Genomic DNA, 22,926 nt, shown 5'->3' with positions numbered 1-22,926 from the left:
GTTCCTTCCCGCTGCTTGGACGGGAAGGGACACGGCGCCAGGAGTCAGGCCCGCATTCCGCCCGCTGCATTCCTCGACAGCGCTGTGGTCGGTTCCGTCAGGCAGGTGCTCCGGCTCGCCGGCCCCGAGGGGGCGGTCTCACGGTTGCGGGTCAGCGCCGGACTTTCACCGGCTTCCCCTGGCACTGCGGAAGGTGTGTGGTTGTGGCGGCAGGGTAGCACCGGAAACGGCCCGCGCGCCCCCTCCGGGGGCGAGATGTGCAGCACTGTCCACCCGTCTCCGCCCGGAAGGGCCGGTTCCAGGTGGGGACCGCCACACATCTCGCGCGGCGGAGCCGCGTCAGCAGGTGCGGAAGACGTAGCCCCGCGTGCCGCGGGGGACGACGTCGCGGTCGCGCAGCAGGACCGAGACCCGGCCGCCGCGCGCACGGCACGCCCGCGTGAAGGCGCGGCGCCCGTTGTCGGTGTACTCGATCTCGATCACGCGGCGGCCGTACATGCGCGTGTACGCGCCGCACTCGCGGTAGACCTCGCACTCCTCGGCCACGGCGAAGTCGAAGCCCAGCCGCCGGCCGTTCAGCTGGGGCGTGTTCTTCTGCGCGATCGCGAGCCGCTCGGCGTGCGCCGCCCGCACGAGGAGACGGGCGTACGCCCTCGCGTGCGCACCCGTCAGCAGCCCCTTCGACCGCGTCCAGGAGTCGAGGTTGTCGGGCTCGACCGCACGAAAGCCGCGATCGGCGCAGCCGGCGAACCAGCGTCGCGAGATCCGCGCCGCGGCGGCGCGCTTGCGAGCCGTCCGCAGGTCCAGCAGCACCTCGTCGGGCCAGCCGGCGTCGCGCACGAGGCGACCCTGCCGGTCGCGCAGCAGCAGGCCCGGACGGTTCCTGCGCCACCATCCCAGCGTCCCGGGCTGCGTCTGGAAGGCGTTGACGTAGCAGATCGAGTACACGCCCGGCACCGGCTTCTCGGTGCGGTCGCGCACGACGACGTCGACCTTCGGGGCCGGGCGGTAGGCCCCGCCCAGCTGGTAGTCGGCGACCCCGCCGGCGGGCGGCGCGGCGATCGGGACGACCGCCGCGAGGACCGTCAGCAGCAGCGAGGACAGGAAGGCCATGACACAGGAGTACCAGTTCGCGTGAGCCGCGTCCCATCGCCTCCGGATGCGCGTCCTTCGACATGTCGGCAGGCCGCCCGGACACTAGCCTGTGCGCATGACTCTCGGTGACGAACTGCGGCGGGCGATCGACGGGAAGTGGCGGCACGTGCGCGAGCAGAGCCGGCTCGAGCTGTCGCAGATGGACCTGGCGTACGACATGTCGCTGAGCCTCGACGAGGCGCGCGAGCGCGTGCTGGGCCAGATGAAGCAGCTCGTGCCCACCGGCATCCCCGCCGCCGGCTTCCGTGTCGAGAACGGCGGCACGGGCGACCCGGGCATGGCCGTCACCGGCATCGAGATGCTCGCGCAGTTCGACCTGTCGCTCATGGTCAAGGCGGGCGTGCAGTGGGGCCTGTTCGGCGGGGCCATCGAGAACCTCGGCACCGAGCAGCACCACGCCAGGTACATCCGGCCGCTCATCGACCTCGACCTGCTCGGCTGCTTCGCGATGACCGAGACCGGACACGGCAGCGACGTCCAGAGCCTCGAGACGACCGCGACGTTCGACCCGGCCACCGAGGAGTTCGTCATCGATTCCCCCTCCCCGTCGGCGCGCAAGGACTACATCGGCGGTGCCGCGAAGCACGCCCGCGTCGCGGCGGTGTTCGCGCGGCTCATCACGCTGGGCGAGGACCACGGCGTGCACTGCTTCGTCGTGCCGATCCGCGACGAGAACGGCGAGGACCTGCCGGGCGTCACGACGAGCGACTGCGGCTACAAGGGTGGCCTGGGCGGCGTCGACAACGGCCGCATCATGTTCGACCAGGTCCGCATCCCGCGCGAGAACCTGCTCGACCGCTACGGCCACGTGGACGAGGGCGGCACGTACTCCTCCCCCATCGAGAGCCGCAACGCGCGCTTCTTCACGATGATCGGCACGCTCGTCCGCGGCCGCGTGAGCGTGGGCGGAGCGGCCCGCGCCGCCGCCGAGGTCGCGCTCAGCATCGCCACCCGCTACGCGCTGCAGCGCCGCCAGTTCGAGGGCGCGCCCGGCGAGGAGGTCGTCCTGCTGGACTACCGCATGCACCAGCGCCGCCTGCTGCCGCTGCTGGCCGAGGCGTACGCGCTGCGGTTCGCGCACAACCAGCTCGTCGCGCGCATGCACCGCCTCCAGACCGAGGAGGACCCCGACCCGCACGCCCAGCGCGAGCTGGAGGGACGCGCCGCGGGCCTCAAGGCCGCGCAGACCGAGTTCGCGACCCGCGCCATCCAGGAGTGCCGCGAGGCGTGCGGCGGTGCCGGCTACATGGCCGACAACCGCCTCACGACCCTACGCGGCGACAGCGACGTCTTCACGACCTTCGAGGGCGACAACGTCGTCCTGCTGCAGCTCGTCGCGAAGGAGCTGCTGACGTCGTACGCGAAGGAGGTCAACGGCCTCGACCCCGTCGGCATGGTCCGCTTCGCCGCGGGCACCGTCGCCGAGACCGTCCGCGAGCGCACCGCCGCGACGCAGCTGATCCAGCGGCTCATCGACGCGCGCTCGAGCGACGAGGACCACAACCTGCTCGACCGCGGCACCCAGCTGGACCTGTTCGAGGACCGCGAGCAGCACGTCATCGAGACGGCCGCTCGCCGCCTCCGCCGCGCCGGCAAGGACCAGGGCGAGGCGTTCGCCGTGTTCAACGCCGCCCAGGACCACGTCATCAAGGCCGGCCGGGTGCACATCGACCGGATCGCGCTCGAGGCGTTCACCGCCGGCATCGCCCGGTGCGAGGACGAGGCGGCCGCCGACGTCCTGCGCGACGTGTGCTCGCTCTACGCGCTCACCGTCGTCGAGCGCGACAAGGCGTGGTTCATGGAGCACAACCGGCTCAGCGACCAGCGCGCCAAGGCCGTCACGACCGAGGTCAACGCGCTGCTGGAGCGGCTGCGCCCGCACGCGCTGGACCTCGTGGAGGGCCTCGGCGTGCCCGAGGCCTCCCTCGGGACCTCGATGCTCGCCTGAGCCGGCCTCGTACCACGCCGGGGCCGCCCGGCAGTACCCCCGGAAGCGGGGGCGCTCTCCACGACGAAAGACGGTCCCGGACGTGGCAGACTGCTGCTGCCATACCCACCTTGTTCCTCGGGGAGTTCCATGAACCGACGTCTCAGCCAGGTCGCCCTGTCCGCGGCCGCTGCGCTCACCCTCTCGCTCGCCGCGCCCGTCGCGGCCCAGGCCAGCGACACCACCGTCACCGCCAAGCGCGGTCCGGTCGCCACGGCCGTCTCGACCCAGGCCGCTCCGGCCGCCGCCTCCGGCAGCGTCCGCTTCACGCGCAGCGCCGTCATCGGCAGCAGCACCAGCGTCTACACCAGCACCCGCGCCAGCGTCTCCGTCCCGGGCGCCGTCAGCTGGTACGTCTACGCCGACGTGTTCGTCAACGGCGCCGCGCGCGTCCGCAACGACCTCGTCGCCTCGAACAACTACCCGACGGGCAGCGCCTCCTGGCCGCGTTCCTCGGGCTACGGCAAGGTCCAGCTGCGCAACGTCCGCGTCGAGTCCTACGACGCGAACTACAACCGCACCACGTCGCGCCTGCCTGACAGCAACGCCGTCCCGGTCCGCCGCGGCACGACGTACAAGATCGCCTCGACCATCCAGAAGCGCGGCAAGAAGGTCACGATCCGCGCCAAGAACTGGAAGGTCTACAACCCGAACGGCTCGACCTCCGCGGTCCGCAAGCTGACGGTCAAGCGCTACTACAAGGGCAAGTGGCGCGGCGTGAAGCACATCAAGCTGAACCGCAACGGCAGCGGCAAGGTGACGTTCAAGCAGAAGAAGAAGTTCAAGTACCGCGTCTACCTGGCCACGACCTCGACGATCCAGGGAACGTACATGTACTTCCCGCGCAAGGTCTGACGCACGGCCTCGCCACGCGCCGGTCCACCCTCGGGTGGGCCGGCGCTTCGCGTCTCAGCACCAGTCGTCGCGGCGCAGCGGCGTGAGCAGCTCGTGGATCGTGCGCTGCTGGTCCGGCGCCATCGCGCCGAGGCCGAAGTCCGCCTCGGTCAGCGCGACCGTCGCCTCGTCGAGGACCCGCCGGCCCTCGTCCGTCAGCGAGGCCAGCGCCCGGCGGCGGTCGCGCGCGTCGATCCGGCGGTCGACCAGGCCGTCCGCGACGAGCCGGTCGATCAGGTTCGTGACCGAGGTCGGGTGGACCATGAGCCGCTCGCCGATCTTCGACAGCGGCAGCGATCCCGAGGAGCTGAACGACAGCAGCCGCAGCACCTCGTAGCGGGCGAACGTGATGCCGAACGGCTTGAGCGTCGCGTCGAGTCGGGCGGACAGGATCTGGTGCACGCGCATGATCGAGGTGGCCAGGCGCATCGAGGTCGCGTCGCCGACCCGCTCCTCCCACAGCTCGCCGGCGCGCTCGAGGGGGTCGAAGTCCAGTCCCGGCATGGCTCCACCGTACCGGCGAGGCGGCCGCTGTCCCGGCGAACGGACCCCGCGTGACGGCAGTGCACGAGTTGGATTAGCCTAGCCTTACCTACTCGACGAAAGGCACTCCGTTGCGCCTCGCCCGCCTCCTCGCCGCTGCGACCCTCGCATTCGGCCTCACCGCCTGCGCCTCCTCCGACGACACCGACTCGGACGCCGGCTCCTCCTCCGACGGCGCCTTCCCCGTCACGGTGGAGCACGCCTACGGCACGACCGAGGTGCCCAGCGAGCCGAAGCGCGTCGCCACCGTCGCCTGGTCCAACCAGGACACCGCGCTCGCGCTGGGCGTCGTGCCCGTCGGCATGCCGAAGGTGACCTACGGCGACGACGACACCGACGGCCTGCACCCCTGGGTCAAGGACAAGCTCGACGAGCTCGGCGGCGAGACGCCCGTCCTGTTCGACGAGACCGACGGCATCGACGCTGCCGCCGTCGCCAAGTCCGAGCCCGACCTGATCCTGGCGCCCAACTCCGGCCTCACCAAGGAGGAGTACGAGACGCTCAGCAAGATCGCGCCGACGATCGCGTTCCCCGACAAGGCGTGGGGCACCACGTGGCGCCAGGCGCTCGAGCTGACCGGCGAGGCCCTCGGCAAGTCCGACGAGGCCGAGAAGCTCATCGCCGACCTCGAGAAGCAGATCGACGACGCGACCGCCGAGCGCCCCGAGATCAAGGGCAAGACGGCCGTCATGAGCTGGATCGACCCGAGCGACCTGAGCAAGGTCGGCTACTACACCGCCTACGACACGCGGGCGCAGTTCCTCAATGACCTCGGCTTCGAGACTCCCGAGTTCGTCGAGTCGTCCAAGGACAGCGACCAGTTCTTCCTCGAGATCAGCGCCGAGAAGGCCGACGAGCTCAACGGCGCCGACGTCTTCGTCGGCTACGGCGACGACGCCGCCCTGAAGAAGGTCCAGGCCGACCCGCTGCTGGGCAAGGTCACGGCGTTCCAGCGCGGCTCCGCCGCTCTGCTGAAGGACAACACGCCGCTCGCCGCGGCCGTGTCGCCCTCGGCCCTGTCGATCCCGTGGATGCTGGACGACTACGTCACCCTCCTGGCCGACGCCGCAGCGAAGGTGAAGTGACCACGACGACCGTCCCGACCACGAGGGGTGCCGCCCGGACGCGGCGCCCCTCGTGGTGGTTCGCCGTCGCCCTCGTCGCGCTCGCCGCGGCCGTCTTCCTCTCCGTGGCGTTCGGAGCGCGCGTGGTCAGCCTGCACGACGTGTGGGTCGCACTCACCACGGACGCCGACGACGTCACCTCGGCCGCGATCCGGTCGCGCGTGCCGCGCACCGTCCTCGCCGTCCTGGTCGGCGCCGCGCTCGGCGTGGCCGGCGCGGTCCTGCAGGCCGTCACGCGCAACCCGCTCGCCGACCCGTGGATCCTGGGCATCAACTCGGGCGCCTCGCTGCTGGTCGTGTGCGGCATCGCGTTCGCCGGCGCCGCCACGATGCCCGAGTACATCGTCTTCGCGCTCGTGGGCGCGGCCGTCGCGGCCGTGTTCGTGTACGCGATCGGCTCGCTGGGGCTGGGCGGCCCGACGCCGCTCAAGCTGGCCCTCGCGGGCGCCATCACGACCGCCGCCTTCACGTCCCTGACGAGCGCGATCCTGCTGCCGCGCATCGACGTCATGCGCGTCTTCCGGTTCTGGCAGGTCGGCAGCGTCGGCCGCGCCGAGACCGCCGACACCCTGCTCGTGCTGCCGATCCTCGCGGTCGGCGCCCTCATCTGCCTCGTCTCCGCCCGGTCGCTCAACATCCTCGCCCTCGGCGACGAGGCGGCCGCCGGCCTGGGCGTCTCGGTCGTGCGCACGCGGCTGGTCGCCGCCGCCGGCGCGATCATCCTGTGCGGCGCGGCCACCGCGCTCGCCGGGCCCATCGGCTTCGTCGGCCTCATCGTGCCGCACCTGTGCCGCCTCGTCGTCGGCGCCGACCACCGCTGGCTGCTGCCGATCTCGGCCGTCGCCGGCGCCACCCTGCTGACCCTCGCCGACGTCGTGGGACGCGTCCTGGGCCGCCCCGGCGAGATCGACGTCGGCGTCGTCACCGCCCTCATCGGCGGCCCCGTCTTCCTGTGGGTCGTCCTGCGACGGACAGGACGGACCGCATGACCACCCTGACCCCCGTCGAGATCGTCCACGCCGCCCGCACGCGCGGCAGCCGGCGCGCGACCGGTGCCGTCATCGCGCTGGCCGTCACCGTCGTCGCGCTGTTCGTCGTGTCGCTCATGGCCGGCGACCCTGTCTACTCGCTCGGCGAGGTGTGGCGGGTCGTGCGCGGCGAGATGGTGCCGGGCGCCTCGTTCATCGTCGGCGAGCTGCGCCTGCCGCGCGCCGTCCTGGCGGTCCTGGCCGGCGCCGCCTTCGGCCTGGCCGGCATCACGTTCCAGACGATGCTGCGCAACCCGCTGGCCAGCCCCGACATCATCGGCATCACCAACGGCGCCAACGCCGCGGCGCTGTTCGCGATCGTGGTGCTCGGCGCGAGCGGGGCGATCGTGTCGCTGTTCGCCGTCGTCGCGGGCGTCGCCACGGCCGTCCTGATCTACGGACTCGCGTCCACCGGCAAGGCCGTCGGGTCGCGGCTGATCCTCGTCGGCATCGGCATCGCGGCGATGTTGCACAGCGTCACCGCCTACCTGCTGGTCTACGCGAACGAGCTGGACCTGCAGCGTGCGATGCGCTGGCTCAACGGCAGCCTCAACCTCGCCGCCTGGGACGACGTGGCCCTCATCGGCGTGCCGTTCGTCGTCCTGGCGCCGGCCCTGCTGCTGCTCGGCTCGCGCCTGGCACTGCTCCGCCTGGGCGAGGACCTGGCCTCCGGTCTCGGCGTGCCGGTCGAGACCACGCGGCGGCTGCTCGTGCTCGTGTCCGTCACGCTCGCGTCCTTCGCCACCGCCGCCACCGGACCGATCCTGTTCGTGGCGTTCATGGCCGGCCCCATCGCGACCCGCCTCGTCGGGAACCGCGGCTCGCTCATGCTGCCGTCGGCGCTCGTCGGCTCGATCCTGGTGCTGTCGGCCGACCTGGTCGGCCAGTTCGCCTTCGACACCCGCTACCCCGTCGGTGTCATCACGGGTGCCATCGGCGCCCCGTTCCTGATCTACCTGCTGATCCGCACCCAACGCACGGGAGGCGCCCTGTGACCACCACCTTGTCGACCGAGTCGCTGACACTCGGCTACGGCGAACGCACGATCGTCACCGACCTCAGCCTCGAGCTGCCCACCGGCGCGATCACGACGATCGTGGGCGCCAACGCGTGCGGCAAGTCCACCCTGCTGCGCGGCATGGCCCGGCTGCTGCCGCCGGAGTCCGGGCGGGTGCTGCTGGACGGCGCCGACATCCACGGCCTGCCCACGAAGCAGGTCGCGCGCCGCCTCGGCCTGCTCCCCCAGTCCCCCATCGCCCCCGAGGGCATCACCGTGGCTGAGCTCGTGGCGCAGGGTCGTCACCCGCACCGCCGCGCGTTCTCGCGGTGGACCAGCGACGAGGACGAGATCGTCGCGGACGCGCTGGAGGCCACCGGGGTCCTCGCCCTGGCCGACCGTGTCGTCGACGAGCTCTCCGGCGGCCAGCGCCAGCGCGTCTGGATCGCGCTCGCGCTCGCGCAGCAGACCGAGGTGCTGCTCCTCGACGAGCCGACCACGTTCCTCGACGTGTGCCACCAGGTCGAGGTGCTGGACCTGCTGACCGACCTCAACCGCTCGCGCGGCACGACGATCGCGATGGTCCTGCACGACCTCAACCTCGCGGCCCGCTACGCCGACCACCTCGTCGCCGTGCACCACGGGATGGTCCACGCCCGCGGCACGGCCGAGCAGGTCCTCACCGAGGACATGGTCAAGGTCGTGTTCGGCCTGGACGCCCAGGTCATGCTCGACCCGACGAGCGGCCGGCCGATGATCCTGCCGCTCGGCCGTCACCACGTGCGGACGTGACGGTTTCCCCGGTTCACTAGGTTTCCTGCCACTTCGCGAGGTTCGCGAACCGCGTTCAGTGACGGTTTCCCCGGTTCACTAGGTTTCCTGTCACTTCGCGAGGTTCACGAACCACGTTCAGTGACGGTTTTCCCGCTTAACCGGGGAAACCGACAGGGGCGCCGGCGGCTGCCGACGCCCCTGCGGCCCGGACTCAGCGCACGCGGACCGTGGTGGCCTTCGCGCTGCCGGCGACCAGCGAGGAGCCCGTGTAGGTCGCGGAGACCTTGCGCGTGCCCTTCGCCAGCGTGAACGTGACCGTCGCGCGGCCGTTCCGCAACGTCACCGTGCGGACCTTGGCGCCGGCCTTGACGCGGACCTTGCCGGTGGCCTTGACCGAGCCGGCCTTGACCGCCACGGTCACGCGGACCTTGCCCTTGCCGAGCGCCTGGGCCTTGACCGCCGTGGCGGACCGGGCCTTGGCGACCTTGACCACGGCGACGGCGGAGGTCGAGCCCGTGAAGCGCGTGCCCTCGGCCGGCGTGAAGACGGCCGTCAGGCGACGGGAGCCGGGCTTGAGGCCCGACACGCGGATCGTCGCCGACCCGTTGGCGAGGGTCCGGGTGGCGAGCACCTTGGAGCCCTCGCGCACCTGGACCGTGCCGCGCGGCGTGCCCGCCGTGGCGTCGGACGTGGTCACCGTGACCGTCGCCGTGACGGCCTTCGGGTACGTCGCCGAGGACGGCACCCGCAGCGTCGTCGTCGTGGCGGCCGGGGCCTCCACGCCTGCGCCCTCGGGAGCGGCCCAGAACAGCGCGCGCGCCGCCTGGCTCTGCCCGCCCTTGGTGTGGGTGCGGAAGAACGGCGCCGTGCCGAACACGAAGGCCTTCGCGCCCGAGGCGGCGGTCGCGGAGACCGCGGCCGGCTTGCCCGCGGCCGTGTCCGGGCCGTTCGTGCCGTTCGTCGAGCGCCAGTGACCGGCCACGAGCGGGTTGCCCGTGCCGTACGTCTGCTCGACCGTCACCGCCTCCGGCAGGTCGGTGAACCACGCCGCCGGGTAGACGAAGGCGAACTCCTGCGCGTACGGCGCGAGCACGTCACCGGGCGTGTCGACCCGGACGATGCCGTTGCCGTCGGTGTTGCCCGTCACCGCCGTGCCGCCGGGGACGATCCCGAACGTCTTGGCCACGTTGAAGGCGTTGGCGGTACGACCGACGATGCTGCCGCCGGCGTCGGCGAACGCCTGGACCGCCGCACGACCCGCCGCCTGGCTGTCGTTGAACGCGAGGTTCGAGCCCAGCCACAGCACGTCCACGTCGTCGAGGATCGTGGGCGTGGCCGTGATCGTGGCGGCGTTGACGGCCTTGAGGTCGTCGAAGCCCAGCTGCGTGAGCGACAGCAGGTCGTCCTGGTTGCCGGTGTAGCCGATCGTCAGGTCCTGCAGACCCTTGGCCGTGCCGTCGCCGAGCTGCGCGGTCTCCGCCGGCGTGGCCTTGGCCACGTCGATGTCGAACTCCTGCGCGGCGTCGGCCAACTCGTCGTACGCGTCCGCCGCGACGATCGCCGACCCGTCCTCGAGCTGGGAGACCTTGACCTCGTCCTCGAGCAACGCGTTGAGGGCGCGGTAGTCGTTGACGCCGGCGAGGTCGAACGTCAGGTAGCCGCCACGCGGCGGCACCTCGCCGTCGGCATCGCCGCTGGTCACCTTCGTCGAGGCCGGGAAAGCACCGCTGGTGACCGTGCCGAAGGAGGCGACGTCGACGCCCCACAGGTGGCCCCAGCTCCACGCCGAGACGTCGTACATGCTCAGGATCCCGGGCTTGTTCGAGATGTCCGAGCCGGGCGACAGCAGCGAGTGCACGAGGTTGCGGTTCGGCTGGTGCATGTCGACGACGTACGAGCCGGCCGGGTAGGTCTGCCCGCCCAGCTCGGTGGCCGCGTCGAGGCGCCGCACCGCGATGTTGTGCGCGAGCAGGCGCGAGACGAGGTACCGGGCGTCGGAGATCGAGCGCTGGCCCTCACCGACCGGGATCACGAAGCCACGCGGGTACTGCACGACGTTCTGGTCGTCGGAGTCGTTCCACAGCGCCTTCCACTCGTCCGGGCCGGGCACCGAGGCGATGTTCTCCGACGTGAGCGCGGTGCGCTCCTGGCCGACCTGCGCACGGCGGAAGAACTCGACCTGGTCGTCCAGCATGTCGGCGTCGTGGTCCGCCACGTAGTCGACGAGGCTCTGCATCGTCCGCAGCGCCACGGCCGAGTTGATCGTCGCGCTGGCCGGCGTCTGCGAGCTGCCGTTCGGGCGCGACTTGGGCAGCTCGACCGTCGAGGTCACCGCGCCGGTGAAGGCCGCGTACTGCGCCGTGAAGACGGGCGGGTAGTCGTCCCAGCCGGTCGGCGTGTCACGGTACGGGATCTTGATGTGCGCGGTGTCCGGGCCCGTGTTCTCGTTGACGACCCGGCCCGTGGCGACGTTGTAGTACGTGTTGCCCGGGATGTTCGCCGCGACGACGTCGCGCTCGATCTGAAGGCTCAGCGCGTACGCGTGCGGGATGAACAGGTCGTACTCGTAGTCGTCGCCGTGCGGCGGTCCGCAGGGCTCCACCTGCAGCACGCCGGTGTAGCCGTGGAAGTCGGCCGCGTAGAGCGCCTGGACCGCGTGCGCCGTGCGGACGAACGACACGGACTCCGGCGTCGTGTTGGTGATCATGTCGCGGTTGGCGTCGAGGTTGAGCGCCGTCGCGCGCTGGCCGATCGTGCGGCCGTCGGGGTTGAGCACGACGCTGAAGTAGAGCCGGTGCCCCCGCAGCAAATTCTTGACGTCGTTCCACGGCGCGGCCGCGAGCTGCTCGATGTAGTCGAGCGCGGCGTCCGTGCCCTCCCACTCGTTGCCGTGGATGTTCGCGCTGATCCAGATCGGCGTCTTGTAGCCGCTCTTGAGCGCCGCGTCCGTGGCGGCCGAGGTGGGATCCTGGCGGATCTGCTTGCGCCACGCGGTCTGCTGCGCCGTCTGGTCCTCGTCCTCGGGCGCGGTGACCGTCACGAGGTAGAGCTGGCGGCCCTGCGTCGACTCGCCGACGATCTGGGTCGAGACGCGGTCGGAGGAGCGCATCGCGGCCTGCAGGCGCGGGGCGATGTCGTCGTAGCCGGTCAGGTTGCCCGTGTCGGCCGCGTCGGGATTCGCGTCGGGGTAGATCCTGAGCTTCGGCTGCGTCGGGTACGACGTCGGCATGGGCAGGGCGCCCTCGGCCTCGTCGTCGGCTGCGGCGGCACGCGCGGCCTTGGCGGTCAGCGAGCCGGTGGTCGTGGACTCCGGGGCCGAGCGGATGGTCGGCGAGCCGGGTCGGGGGTCTTGGGCGGTGGCCGGGGGCGACCATGCGAGCGAGGCTGCGAGCGAGAGGCTCGCGGCTGTCGCCAGGAGACGGGACGTGCGCACGGAGAACTTCCCTTCGGGAGTTCCGGCGACGTCGGGCTCACCGCCGGAGAGGTCTCCTGATTGTCACGGCGGTTACCCCCGGGAGAAAAGGGTTAAGCGGGGCTGACGGGGAAACGTCATCGGAAGTTGACGCACGAAACGGGCCCGAAACCTTGGTCTCGGGCCCGTTCGAAGTTCTCAGGGACGGCGCGGGAAGCGCGAGAAGTCCGGCGTGCGCTTCTCCTTGTAGGCGTCGCGGCCCTCCTGCGCCTCGGCCTGGCCGTAGAACAGCAGGTTCGCGTCGTGCGCGAGCTGCTGGATGCCGGCGTAGCCGTCCTCGTGCGCGTGGAAGCTCAGCTTCGACAGGCGCAGCGCCCACGGCGACAGGCGCAGCATCTCGCGGCACCACTTCACCGTCTCGGCCTCGAGCTCCGCGAGCGGGACGACCGTGTTGACCAGGCCCATCTCCATCGCCTGCTGCGCGTCGTACTGGCGGCACAGGAACCAGATCTCCTTGGCGCGCTTCGGACCGACGAGGTCGGACAGGATGCTGGCGCCGTAACCACCGTCGAACGAGCCGACCTTGGGGCCGACCTGGCCGAAGCGGGCGTTGTCCGCCGCGATCGTCATGTCGCACACCAGGTGCAGGACGTGGCCGCCGCCGATGGCCCAGCCGGCCACCATCGCGATGATCGGCTTGGGCGTGCGGCGCATCTGGACGTGCAGGTCGGTGACGTCGAAGCGGCCCGTGGCGCCCTCGTCGGACTTGTAGCCCGAGTCGCCGCGGACGCGCTGGTCGCCGCCGGAGCAGAACGCCCGCTCGCCCTCGCCGGTGAGGATGATCGCGCCGATCGACTCGTCGTCGCGGGCGATCGTCAGCGCGCGCGAGATCTCGCGGATCGTCTGCGGCCGGAACGCGTTGTGGACCTCGGGACGGCAGATCGTGATCTTCGCGATGCCGTCGTCGGTGGTCTCGTAACGGATGTCGGTCCAGTCGCCGGAGGCGGTCCAGTCAGTCATGGCTCTCACCCTAGGACGGGCCGCGCGGGCCTCAGGCCCGGGGCTGGTCGACGTCGTCGATCTCGTCGAGGGTCTGCTGCGCGACGGCCTTGCGGACCTGGGCCTTCTTCGAGATCGGCTTGCGGGCGACCTTCTTCTTGGCGCCCGACTTCGACACGACCTGGTCCTCGTAGCCGACGACCTTCTTGGGCTCGTGCGCGATGACGTACGGGGTCTCGCCGACGATCGCGTTGTGGCTGCGCCACAGCGCGTACTTCAGCGACAGGTTGGTCATCGTGGCGAACCGGTTGCGGCTGCCCAGCAGCAGCGCGACGTGCACCGTCACCCAGATGAACCAGGCCGGGAAGCCCTTCAGGCGCGGCAGGTAGCGGACCTGGGCGATCGCCGAGGCGCGGCCGATCGTGGCCATCGTGCCCTTGTCGAAGTACTTGAACGGCTTCGGCATCGCCTTGCCCTCGAGGCGCGCCTCGATGACCTTGGCGACGTGCTTGCCGCCCTGGATCGCGGGCTGGCCCAGCTGCGGCAGCGGCGAGTCGGGGTTGATCGAGGTGTCGCCGATCGCGAAGACGTTGGGCACGCCGCGCACCTCCTGGTGCGCGTCGACCTCGATGCGGCCGCCGCGGCCCTGCGGCACACCCCAGTTCCGGACGGCGTCGTGCGCCGCGACACCGGACGCCCAGACCACGATGCCGGCGGGCAGGAACTCCTGCGCGCCGTCGTGCTCGATGAGGACGCCGTCGGCGCGGACCTCCTTCACGGCGGTCTTCAGGCGCAGGTCGATGCCACGCTTGACCAGCTCCTTCTTGGCGTAGTCGCGCAGCTTCGGGTGGAACGGCGCGAGCACGTGCTCGCCCATCTCGACCAGGGAGATGTGGATCCGGCTCTTGTCGAGCTCGGGGTACGTGACCGGCATGTCGAGGTTGCGCATCTCGGCGAGGGCGCCGGCGGTCTCGACGCCCGTGGCGCCGCCGCCGACCACGACGACGCGCAGGTCGCGGTCCTGGCCGTTGACGGCCGCGTCCTCGAGGTTGGCGAAGATCAGGTCGCGCAGCGCGAGCGCCTGCGAGCGGCGGTAGAGCGGCATCGCGTACTCCTCGGCACCGGGGATGCCGAAGAAGTTGGCCGTGACGCCGTTGGCCAGCACGAGGTAGTCGTAGGCGACGGTGATGTTGCCGTCCAGGAGCACGGTCCGGGCCTGGTGGTCCATCTCGACGACCGTGCCCTTGAGGAAGCGCACGTTGTCCTGCTTGGAGCGGATCGCGCGCAGGAACCACGTGATGTCGCCGGGGTTCAGGCTGGCGGTGGCGACCTGGTACAGCAGCGGCTGGAAGGTGTTGTACGTGTGCCGGTCGATCAGGGTGATGTCGACGTCGGCCCGCTTGAGCTTGCGGACGAGGGCGAGACCACCGAATCCACCTCCGACGACGACGACGTGAGGACGGGGGGAAGTGCGATCGACGGACATGAATTCAATCGTAACGAGGCTTTTTGCAGGTACCACACGACGGGTCGCCCCACCCGGGTGTGAATCGCGTCATGCCCCGCGGAACCAGGCCTTGGCCTCGGGCCGGGACAGCTGGACGATGACGGCGATGGCCCCCACCATCCACACCAGTCCCACCGGCATGCCGAAGGCCGCCAGGCCCGCGGTGACGACCGTGACGACCAGCAGCGCCCACCACCCGGCGGGTCGCCGCGTGGCGGCCCAGCCCGTCGCGGCGAGGCCGAGGAGCGAGACGACGGTCCACGCACCGAACAGCCAGGCGCCCGCCGTGACCATCTGCTCGGCGGTCAGGCCCGCCTGGTCGAGCTGGTTGCGCAGCAGCTCGCTGCGCTCGTACTGGTCGACGACCTCGTCGCGCGCCCCGATCAGGACGAGGGACACGAGGCCGCACAGCACCGCGCCGATCGCGTGGGCGACGCCCGAGAGGACCAGCGCGAGCGTCACGGAGCGCGGGCGTCCCGCCGCGGGCGCGGCCGTCGCGTGCTGGGGGTGCTGCGCCGGGTCGTACGGCGGCGGGAGCGGGATGCTGGCCTCCTGCGCGTCCTGGCGGTGCGGCGCCACCGGGGCACCGGCCGCGGGGGCCGCCGGCGGCGGGCCGGCCCCGAAGGAGGGCTCGGCACCGAGCGCGACCGGCGTGCGGCCGTTCATCACGGCGAACCACTCGCGCGCCGGCGCCGACCACAGCAGGTAGACGATGAGCGCGGCCAGCAGGGCGGGCAGGATGCCCACGATGCCGGTCAGCAGGAACGTGACGCCCGCGAGGCCGGCCAGGACGCTCAGCCCGATGCGCGAGGCCTGGTGGCCCTTCGCGGCGTAGACCGCGAACACGGCCGCCGCGATGGCGGCGACGAGCAGGCCCATGACGACCCACCGCAGCGCCGGCAGGACGCCGTCGAGGTCGATGTCGGCGCCGACCTGGTCGAGGCTCGACCGCAGGGCCTCCTGCATCTCGATCGAGCCCCAGCCCTGCAGCGTCTCGAACAGCATGACGGCGGTCAGCGCGCCGCCGAGCCCCCCGTAGACGCAGCCGAGGGTCACCGAGCGGGGCCGAGGCGTGGACATGACCCGATCCTCCCAGATCGGACCCAGCGCCCCGGCCCCCCCGGTGAGGCTCAGGCCTTGCGGACCGTCAGCTCGTCCGCGTCCGGCGTGCGGTCCACCAGGACCGTGTCGCCGTCGCGCACCGCGCCGGCCAGCAGCTCGCGCGCGAGCCGGTCGCCGATCGCCTGCTGGACGAGCCGGCGCAGCGGCCGGGCACCGTACGACGGGTCCCATCCGGTGAGCGCCAGCCACTCCTTCGCGGCGGGCGTGACGTCGAGCGTGATCCGCCGCGCCGCGAGCCGCCGGCCGAGCGAGTCCAGCTGCAGGTCGACGATGCGCGTCAGGTCCTCCACGCCGAGCGGGTCGAACATGACGACCTCGTCGAGCCGGTTGAGGAACTCCGGCTTGAAGGCCGTCCGCACGACCTCCATGACCTTGTCGCGCTTCTCCTGGTCCTCCAGCGCGGGATCGACCAGGAACGGCGAGCCGAGGTTGGACGTCAGGATGAGGATGACGTTGCGGAAGTCGACCGTGCGGCCCTGGCCGTCGGTCAGGCGCCCGTCGTCGAGCACCTGCAGCAGGATGTCGAAGACCTCGGGGTGCGCCTTCTCGACCTCGTCGAGCAGGACGACCGAGTACGGACGGCGCCGCACGGCCTCGGTCAGCTGGCCGCCCTCGTCGTAGCCGACGTAGCCCGGAGGCGCGCCGACGAGTCGCGAGACCGAGTGCTTCTCGCCGTACTCGCTCATGTCGATGCGCACGATCGCGCGCTCGTCGTCGAACAGGAAGTCCGCGAGCGACTTGGCCAGCTCGGTCTTGCCCACGCCCGTCGGGCCGAGGAACAGGAACGAGCCGGTCGGACGGTCGGGGTCGGAGATTCCGGCGCGGGCGCGGCGCACGGCGTCGGAGACCGCACGCACGGCCTCGCGCTGGCCGATGAGCCGCTTGCCGAGCTCCTCCTCCATGTGCAGGAGCTTCTCGGTCTCGCCCTCGAGCAGGCGTCCCGTGGGGATGCCGGTCCACGAGGCGACGACCTCGGCGATCTCGTCGGGGCCGACCTGCTCGTGCACCATGCGGTCGGCCGACGCGGACGCCTCGGCCTCCTGGGCCTGGGCGAGCTGCTTCTCCATCGCGGGGATCTCGCCGTAGAGCAGGCGGCTGGCGGTGTCCATGTCACCCTCGCGCTGGGCGCGCTCAGCGGCGATGCGGGCCTCGTCGATGCTCTGCTTGATCTCGCCCACGGCGTTGAGGCCCTGCTTCTCGGCCTCCCACCGCTGCTCGAGGGCCCGCAGGCTCTCGGACTTGTCGGCGAGCTCCTGGCGCAGCGCGGCGAGGCGCTCCTGGCTGGCCTCGTCCTTCTCGGACTGCAGGTGCAGCTCCTCCATCTTGAGCCGGTCGACCGAGCGGCGGAGCTCGTCGATCTCGACGGGGCTGGAGTCGATCTCCATGCGCAACCGGCTCGAGGCTTCGTCGATCAGGTCGATCGCCTTGTCCGGCAGCTGGCGGCCGGGGATGTAGCGGTGCGACAGCGTCGCGGCGGCGACGAGCGCGGCGTCGGCGATCTCGACCTTGTGGTGCGCCTCGTACTTCTCCTTGAGGCCGCGCAGGATCGCGATCGTGTCCTCGACGCTGGGCTCGCCGACGAAGACCTGCTGGAAGCGGCGCTCCAGCGCGGGGTCCTTCTCGATCGACTCGCGGTACTCGTCGAGCGTCGTGGCGCCGATCATCCGCAGCTCGCCGCGGGCGAGCATGGGCTTGAGCATGTTGCCGGCGTCCATGGCGGAGTCGCCCGTGGCGCCCGCCCCGACGACGGTGTGCAGCTCGTCGATGAACGTGACGACCTGGCCGTTGCTCTCCTTGATCTCGGCCAGGACGGCCTTGAGCCGCTCCTCGAACTCGCCGCGGTACTTCGCGCCGGCGACCATCGCGCCGAGGTCGAGGCTGACCAGGCGCCGGCCGCGCAGCGACTCGGGCACGTCGCCGTCGATGATCCGCTGGGCGAGGCCCTCGACGACGGCGGTCTTGCCGACGCCGGGCTCGCCGATGAGCACGGGGTTGTTCTTCGTGCGGCGGCTCAGCACCTGCACGACGCGGCGGATCTCGGCATCACGGCCGATGACGGGATCGAGTTTGCCCTCACGGGCGAGCGCCGTCAGGTCGATGCCGTACTTCTCGAGGGCCTGGTACTGGTCCTCGGCGTCCTGGCTGGTGACGCGCGCGCCGCCGCGCACGGCATCGAACGCGGCCTGGAGCGTCTCGGAGGTCGCGCCGTGGCGCGCGAGCGTCTCGGACGCGGGGCCCGCGACGGTGGCGATGCCGACGACGAGGTGCTCGCTGGAGACGAACTCGTCGCCGAGCTCGCCCGCGAGGTCGATCGCGCGCTGCAGCGACTCGTGCGTCGCGCGCGCGAGCTGCGGGTTGCCGACGGTCGAGCCGCTCGCGCTGGGCAGGCGCCCGAGCACGGACTCCAGCTCGGCGAGGACGGACTGGGGATCGGCGCCGGCCGCGGTGAGCAGCGGCGCGGCGGTGCCGCCCTCCTGGGTGAGCAGGGCGGTGAGCAGGTGGGCCGGCTCCACGGTGGGGTTGCCGGCGGCAGCGGCCTGCTGCATCGCGGCAGCGAGGGCCTGCTGACTACGCGTGGTGAGGTGGTTCAGGTCCATGTCAGAGTCAACAGTACAAAAGTTGAGTTCATTCCACTCAACTGTGTCTTTTTTCTCTCGGACCGCAGAAAGGACGAGGCCCGCCCCCACCGGGTGGGGACGGGCCTCGCGAGGGGGGACGGGCTTACTTGGCCGCGTCCTGGGCCTCCTGCGCCAGGATCTCGTCGCGCTGGGCACCGGGCACCCAGCCCTTGTCGACGACCTTGACCTGGAACACCGAGGCGGCCACGACGAGGGCCGCGCCGATCAGGACGCACAGGATGATGCCGACGGTGGGGCCACCGGCCTCGAGGCTCGTGCCGAGCAGCGTGCCGAACCAGCCGAAGTCCGCGTCGCCGAACGTCGAGTTGGCGAAGCCGAGCGACCCGAAGACCTTCAGCAGCAGCGCCGGCAGCAGCGTGATGAGCACGCCGTTGACGAAGCCGCCGACCGTGGCGCCGAGGCGACCGCCGGTCGCGTTGCCGTAGACGCCGGCACCGCCACCGGTGAAGAAGTGCGGCACCATGCCGGGCAGGATCAGCGCCAGGCCGAAGGCCGGCTCCAGCCAGATGGCCAGCAGGCCGAGGGTCACCAGGCCGCCGACGAAGGACGACAGGAAGCCGATCAGCACGGCGTTGGCGCCGAACGGGAACACGATCGGGATGTCGAGCGCCGGCTTGGCACCGGGGACGACCTTCTCGGCGATGCCCTGGAACGCGGGGACGAGCTCGCCCAGGACGGTGCGGACGCCGTAGAGGATGATCGCGACGCCGACGCCGAACTGCAGCGCCTGCGCGAAGCCGGCCATCACGGCGGCACCGGCGTCAGCGGAGCCGAGCACCTCCTTGGTGGCGGACGGGCTGGCGATCAGGCCCCAGATGACGAAGACCTCGTAGATGAGGACCATCGAGATCGCGGTGGCGACCATCGAGTCGCGCAGGAACTTCAGGCCCTGCGGGAAGTTGATCTCCTCGGTGGAGCGGCTCTTCTTGCCCACGGCCTGGCCCGCGGCGCCGGCGGCGATGTAGCCCAGCGTGCCGAAGTGGCCGATGGCGAGCGAGTCGTCGCCGGTGATCTTGCGCGTCCACGGGTGGGCGAACGCCGGCATGACGACCATGATCACGCCGAGCAGCAGCGCGCCGACCAGGACGACCAGCCAGTCGTTCTTGTCGTCGAGGCCGACCGACAGCACGACCGTCAGCATCAGGGCCATGAAGACCATGTGGTGACCGGTCAGGAAGATGTAGCGCAGCGGGGTGAAGCGGGCCAGCGCCAGCATCACGAGGAAGCCGAGCACGAGCACGTACGCGCTCTGCGCGCCGTACTGCTCGGACGCCATCGCGGTGATGACCTCGTTGGTCGGGATGACGCCCTGCGCGCCGGTGACGTCGAGGATGATGTCACCCAGCGGCGTCAGCGACGCGACGACGACGTTCGCGCCGGCACCCAGGATCAGGAAGCCGAGCGCCGCCTTGAGGCCGCCGCCGATGACCTGGCCGCTGGAGCGCTTGAGCGCGATGAGGCCGATCGCCGTGATGATGCCGATGAGGTACGCCGGCACGTTGAGGATCTGCTGTCCGATGAAGTCGAGTACGTCGACGAACCAGTCCATGTCGTTTTCTTTCTCTCAGTGATCCGCGCGCGTCAGGAGACGAGCGGGGTGAGCTTCTGCGTGATCTCGTTGACGTCCATGAAGTTGTCGATGACGACGACCTCGGCCGGCACGTCGCCGATCTCGGGAGCCAGCTCGGCCGACGTCAGGACGATCTCGGCGCTGCGGGCAGCACCGCGGGCCGTGCCGATGTCGGCGGCCTCGACGTCGGCGTCCTTGCCGAGCGCGCGCAGCGCCTTCTCGGCGTTCATCTTCAGCAGCACCGAGGTTCCGATGCCCATTCCGCACACGGCGACGATCTTCATGAGGTGGGTCCTTCGTTGGAGGGGGTGAGGATCTCGAGGACGCGCTCCGGGGAGTCCGCGCCCTGCAGGGTGGCCAGCAGCTCGGTGTCCCCCAGCACGGCGGCCAGCGAGGACATCAGCCCGATGTGGCCGTCGTGGTCGAGGGCCGCCAGGGCCACCACGAGCCACACGGGGTCGTTCTTCTCGTGACCGAACTCGACCGGATCGGCGAGCTGGAGCCACGAGATCCCGGCGCGCTGGACGGCCGGCGAGGGCCGCGAGTGCGCCAGGGCGATGCCGGGAGCCAGCACGATGTACGGCCCGAGCTTCTCGACGGTCGCGATCATCTCGTCGGTGTACTCGTCGGTCGTGACGCCGGTGGCCGTGAGCAGGGCACCGGCCCGCCTCACGGCGTCGCGCCAGTCGTCGGCGTGCACCCCGACCGCGATCGCGTCGTGGGTGAGCTGTTCGGAGAGTGCCACGAGTCGCCCCTTACTACCGCCCCGGGCGGGTCGGCGGTCTGAGCCTACCTCGCACCCCGGTTCTTTTGCACACTGCTAGACAAATGTCGAGTCGGGCGTGCGATGCCCGTCATTCCGGGCGCTGCAGCACCCGCAGGCTGTCGGTGTGGCCGACCTCGACGAACCCGTCGGCCAGCGCCCGCTCGTAGATGTGGAACGGGGCCTGCCCGCCGTCCTGCGGATCGGGGAAGACGTCGTGGATCGCCAGGGCGCCGCCGGGGCGCACCCACGGGGCCCAGCCGACGTAGTCGGCCTGGGCGGCCTCCTCGGTGTGGCCGCCGTCGATGAACACCAGGTCGGCGGGCGTGCGCCACCAGGCCGAGATCGTGGACGAGCGCCCGACCATCGGCACGACGACGTCCTCGAGGCCCGCGGCCCACAGCGTGCGGCGCAGCACCGGCAGCGTGTCGAAGGCGCCCGTCTCGGGATCGACGAGCGAGGCGTCGTGGTACTCCCAGCCGACCTGGTGCTCCTCGGAGCCGCGGTGGTGGTCGATCGTGACGACGGTGGCGCCCGCCCCGCGCGCGACGTGGCCCAGGTGGACGGTCGACTTGCCGCAGTACGTGCCGATCTCGACGATCACGCCGCCGGGCGTCGCGAACCGCGCGGCCGCGTCGCGGAGGGCGGCCGCCTCGACGTCGGGCAGGAAGCCCCGGACGTCGTCGGCGATGCGGGCGAGGTCGTCGGGCAGCGCGTTCACCCGCCGCACTCTACGGGCCGGCCCGGAGGCGGTCGGGACGGATCTGCCCGAACCGGTCGGACACGTCCCGTCACTCACGTACCATCGTCCGGTGATCCGACGCCTGTGCGCCTGGGCCGCCGCCTGCGTCGTGGTCCTCTCGCTCGCCGCGCCCGCGACCGCCGAGCCCTCCTCCCCCACCGGGACCGCCGGCGACCCCACCGCCGAGCCGGCCACGCCGGACGGCGCCGCCGAGGTCACCCGCCCCGATCCGGGAGCGCCGTCCCTGCGCAGCCCGCGCGTCCTCGTGTTCGGCGACTCGATCTCGGCGACGGTCCGCTACAGCGCGCAGGGCTCGGTCCAGCGCCCCCGCGCCTGGTGGGCGCACGTGGCCGAGGCCGCCGGGATGCCGGCCTCCGAGGTCATGCTGAGCGCCGAGGGCGGCAGCGGCCTGCTCGCGCGCGGCTTCGGGGCGGACGGGCGGCTGTGCTCGGGCACGACGTTCGGCGACCGGCTCGGCGACCTCGTGGCTGCCCGGCCCGACGTCGTGTTCGTCGAGGTCGGCCGCAACGACATCAGGGCGTGTGACGGCCCGGTGCGCCGCGTGTCCTCGGCGGCCGAGCGTCGCGCGACCGCCTCCCGCTACTTCTCCGCGCTCGCCCAGGTGGCCGACCGGCTGGGCCTCGATCGGGCCAGCGTGTACGTGCTGACCCCGTGGGGCTCGGCGTTCAGCTCCGGCCAGGTGGCCACCGCGACGCTCTACGAGGCCGAGGCCACCCGCCGGGGCTTCTCGTGGGTCGCCGTCCCGGCCCTGGTCCGCGCGCAGACCACCGACGCCACGCACCCCAACGCCGCGGGCGCCAAGGCGATCGCGACGGCCGTGCTGCGCGGCTCGGACGCCGTCGCGGCGATCGCGTCGCGCGGCACCGTGCACGTCCGCGTGCCCGCGCGCGCCACGGTCGTGTGCGCCGGCCCCGCCCAGTGCCGCGCGCAGGGGATCCGCAGCGCCCGCGCCGCGCGCCACCGCATCTGGGGTCTCGCCGCCGGCACCGCCGGTCACGCGGTGGCCCAGCGCCTCACGGCCCGCCGCCCGGTCGCGCCCGTCCTGACGGCCTCGACCCCGCGCGCGTGGCGCGAGGCCGCGCGCACCGAGGGCGCGGCCGAGCTCCGGGCGCACGCCCGCGTCGGCGACGTCGCGTGGTGGCACACCGCGCCGGCCGGCGGCGGAACCGGTCACGTCGGCGTGGTGGAGCGCGTCGCGGCGGACAACTCCTGGGTCGTCGTGAGCGAGCGCACGGCCCGCGGGACCTTCCGCGCCGTCCGGTACACCGGCGCCTCGCTCCCCCGCGGCTACCTGCGGTTCGCACGCACCGACGGCGGGCCGCGCGGACTCGTCACGGGCCTGCGGGCCCGCGGCTCGGCGGTGGTCGTCACCGGGCGCGCCGTCGACACCGACGCACCGCGTCGCGGCGTCCGCCTGCGCGTCGTGGTGAGGCAGGCCGGGCGGACCTTCGTGCGCACGACGGCGCGCCCCGTGCGCACGCGCTTCACCCAGCGCTTCGCGATCCCCGAGCTGCGCCGCGGCCCGGCCCGGATCCGCGTCGTCGCGCTGGATGCCCCGCGCACCCGCGGCGGCCACCGCGTCCTGCTCGCGCGCCACGTCGACGTCCGCTGACTTGCGCGGGTCGCGCCCCGACGGCGGCCCGACCCGT

18 protein-coding genes and 1 riboswitch are annotated in these 22,926 nt (G+C 71.9%); of the genes, 7 read left to right on the top strand and 11 right to left on the bottom strand.

The genetic code is table 11. The annotated features are described in order from the left end of the window. Positions 1-134 precede the first annotated feature (134 nt). Positions 135-178: riboswitch (cobalamin riboswitch) on the bottom strand. A gap of 161 nt (positions 179-339) precedes the next feature. Continuing rightward, positions 340-1,113: an endo alpha-1,4 polygalactosaminidase gene (locus tag AB3M81_RS01000; RefSeq protein ID WP_412902045.1), complete on the bottom strand. Its 774-nt coding sequence runs from the start codon at positions 1,111-1,113 to the stop codon at positions 340-342. A 97-nt stretch (positions 1,114-1,210) separates the two neighbouring features. Here AB3M81_RS01000 and AB3M81_RS00995 point away from each other — a divergent pair, with 97 nt between their 5' ends. Then, positions 1,211-3,103, top strand: coding sequence for an acyl-CoA dehydrogenase family protein (locus AB3M81_RS00995; protein WP_412902044.1), 1,893 nt, complete (start codon positions 1,211-1,213; stop codon positions 3,101-3,103). Between the two features lie 129 nt (positions 3,104-3,232). Next, positions 3,233-3,997, top strand: coding sequence for a hypothetical protein (locus AB3M81_RS00990; protein WP_412902043.1), 765 nt, complete (start codon positions 3,233-3,235; stop codon positions 3,995-3,997). 54 nt (positions 3,998-4,051) lie between these two features. Here the strand turns inward: AB3M81_RS00990 and AB3M81_RS00985 are convergent, their stop codons facing one another. Further along, a complete protein-coding gene (locus AB3M81_RS00985; RefSeq protein WP_412902042.1) occupies positions 4,052-4,540 on the bottom strand; it encodes a MarR family winged helix-turn-helix transcriptional regulator in 489 nt (162 codons plus the stop codon). A 110-nt stretch (positions 4,541-4,650) separates the two neighbouring features. On the opposite strand from AB3M81_RS00985, the gene AB3M81_RS00980 reads away from it, so the two are divergent. The 4 genes from AB3M81_RS00980 to AB3M81_RS00965 are packed head-to-tail and all read left to right on the top strand — an operon-like array spanning position 4,651 to position 8,520. Continuing rightward, positions 4,651-5,664 (top strand): iron-siderophore ABC transporter substrate-binding protein, encoded by a 1,014-nt coding sequence (locus tag AB3M81_RS00980; RefSeq protein ID WP_412902041.1) that lies wholly within the window; start codon positions 4,651-4,653, stop codon positions 5,662-5,664. Next, positions 5,661-6,692, top strand: coding sequence for a FecCD family ABC transporter permease (locus AB3M81_RS00975; protein ID WP_412902040.1), 1,032 nt, complete (start codon positions 5,661-5,663; stop codon positions 6,690-6,692). Before AB3M81_RS00980 ends, AB3M81_RS00975 begins: the two co-directional genes overlap by 4 nt. Further along, on the top strand, positions 6,689-7,726 hold the full coding sequence (locus AB3M81_RS00970) for a FecCD family ABC transporter permease (protein WP_412902039.1): 1,038 nt from the start codon (positions 6,689-6,691) through the stop codon (positions 7,724-7,726). The genes AB3M81_RS00975 and AB3M81_RS00970 overlap by 4 nt, the downstream gene beginning before the upstream one ends. Further along, positions 7,723-8,520: an ABC transporter ATP-binding protein gene (locus AB3M81_RS00965; protein WP_412902038.1), complete on the top strand. Its 798-nt coding sequence runs from the start codon at positions 7,723-7,725 to the stop codon at positions 8,518-8,520. Before AB3M81_RS00970 ends, AB3M81_RS00965 begins: the two co-directional genes overlap by 4 nt. Positions 8,521-8,713: 193 nt before the next feature. Here AB3M81_RS00965 and AB3M81_RS00960 read toward each other — a convergent pair whose 3' ends face one another. From AB3M81_RS00960 to AB3M81_RS00920, 9 genes are all read right to left on the bottom strand, one after another. Then, the gene (locus tag AB3M81_RS00960) at positions 8,714-11,935 is read right to left on the bottom strand and encodes an Ig-like domain repeat protein (protein ID WP_412902037.1); all 3,222 of its coding nucleotides are present in this window, start codon (positions 11,933-11,935) and stop codon (positions 8,714-8,716) included. A 177-nt stretch (positions 11,936-12,112) separates the two neighbouring features. Then, positions 12,113-12,934 carry a 1,4-dihydroxy-2-naphthoyl-CoA synthase gene (menB, locus tag AB3M81_RS00955; RefSeq protein WP_412902036.1) on the bottom strand — a complete coding sequence of 274 codons (822 nt, stop codon included), beginning with the start codon at positions 12,932-12,934 and terminating at the stop codon, positions 12,113-12,115. Positions 12,935-12,965: 31 nt separating this feature from the next. Next, positions 12,966-14,399: an NAD(P)/FAD-dependent oxidoreductase gene (locus AB3M81_RS00950; RefSeq protein WP_412902035.1), complete on the bottom strand. Its 1,434-nt coding sequence runs from the start codon at positions 14,397-14,399 to the stop codon at positions 12,966-12,968. A gap of 69 nt (positions 14,400-14,468) precedes the next feature. Beyond that, positions 14,469-15,500, bottom strand: a complete 1,032-nt coding sequence (locus AB3M81_RS00945) for a hypothetical protein (RefSeq protein ID WP_412902034.1) — start codon at positions 15,498-15,500, stop codon at positions 14,469-14,471. A 50-nt stretch (positions 15,501-15,550) separates the two neighbouring features. Then, positions 15,551-18,139 carry an ATP-dependent chaperone ClpB gene (gene clpB / locus AB3M81_RS00940; RefSeq protein ID WP_412902033.1) on the bottom strand — a complete coding sequence of 863 codons (2,589 nt, stop codon included), beginning with the start codon at positions 18,137-18,139 and terminating at the stop codon, positions 15,551-15,553. Positions 18,140-18,263: 124 nt separating this feature from the next. Then, positions 18,264-19,730, bottom strand: coding sequence for a PTS ascorbate transporter subunit IIC (gene ulaA, locus AB3M81_RS00935; RefSeq protein ID WP_412902032.1), 1,467 nt, complete (start codon positions 19,728-19,730; stop codon positions 18,264-18,266). Between the two features lie 32 nt (positions 19,731-19,762). Next, positions 19,763-20,035: a PTS sugar transporter subunit IIB gene (locus AB3M81_RS00930; protein ID WP_412902031.1), complete on the bottom strand. Its 273-nt coding sequence runs from the start codon at positions 20,033-20,035 to the stop codon at positions 19,763-19,765. Next, positions 20,032-20,496 carry a PTS sugar transporter subunit IIA gene (locus AB3M81_RS00925; protein ID WP_412902030.1) on the bottom strand — a complete coding sequence of 155 codons (465 nt, stop codon included), beginning with the start codon at positions 20,494-20,496 and terminating at the stop codon, positions 20,032-20,034. The genes AB3M81_RS00930 and AB3M81_RS00925 overlap by 4 nt, the downstream gene beginning before the upstream one ends. 109 nt (positions 20,497-20,605) lie before the next feature. Continuing rightward, on the bottom strand, positions 20,606-21,235 hold the full coding sequence (locus AB3M81_RS00920; RefSeq protein WP_412902029.1) for a class I SAM-dependent methyltransferase: 630 nt from the start codon (positions 21,233-21,235) through the stop codon (positions 20,606-20,608). A gap of 91 nt (positions 21,236-21,326) precedes the next feature. Here AB3M81_RS00920 and AB3M81_RS00915 point away from each other — a divergent pair, with 91 nt between their 5' ends. Further along, positions 21,327-22,889, top strand: coding sequence for a GDSL-type esterase/lipase family protein (locus AB3M81_RS00915; RefSeq protein ID WP_412902028.1), 1,563 nt, complete (start codon positions 21,327-21,329; stop codon positions 22,887-22,889). Positions 22,890-22,926: the final 37 nt, after the last annotated feature.

It is taken from the genome of Aeromicrobium jepli, assembly GCF_047246605.1.
Lineage (GTDB): Bacteria > Actinomycetota > Actinomycetes > Propionibacteriales > Nocardioidaceae > Aeromicrobium.
The sequence above is the reverse complement of the archived record's forward strand: the minus strand, read 5'-3'. Positions and strand labels throughout refer to the sequence as shown.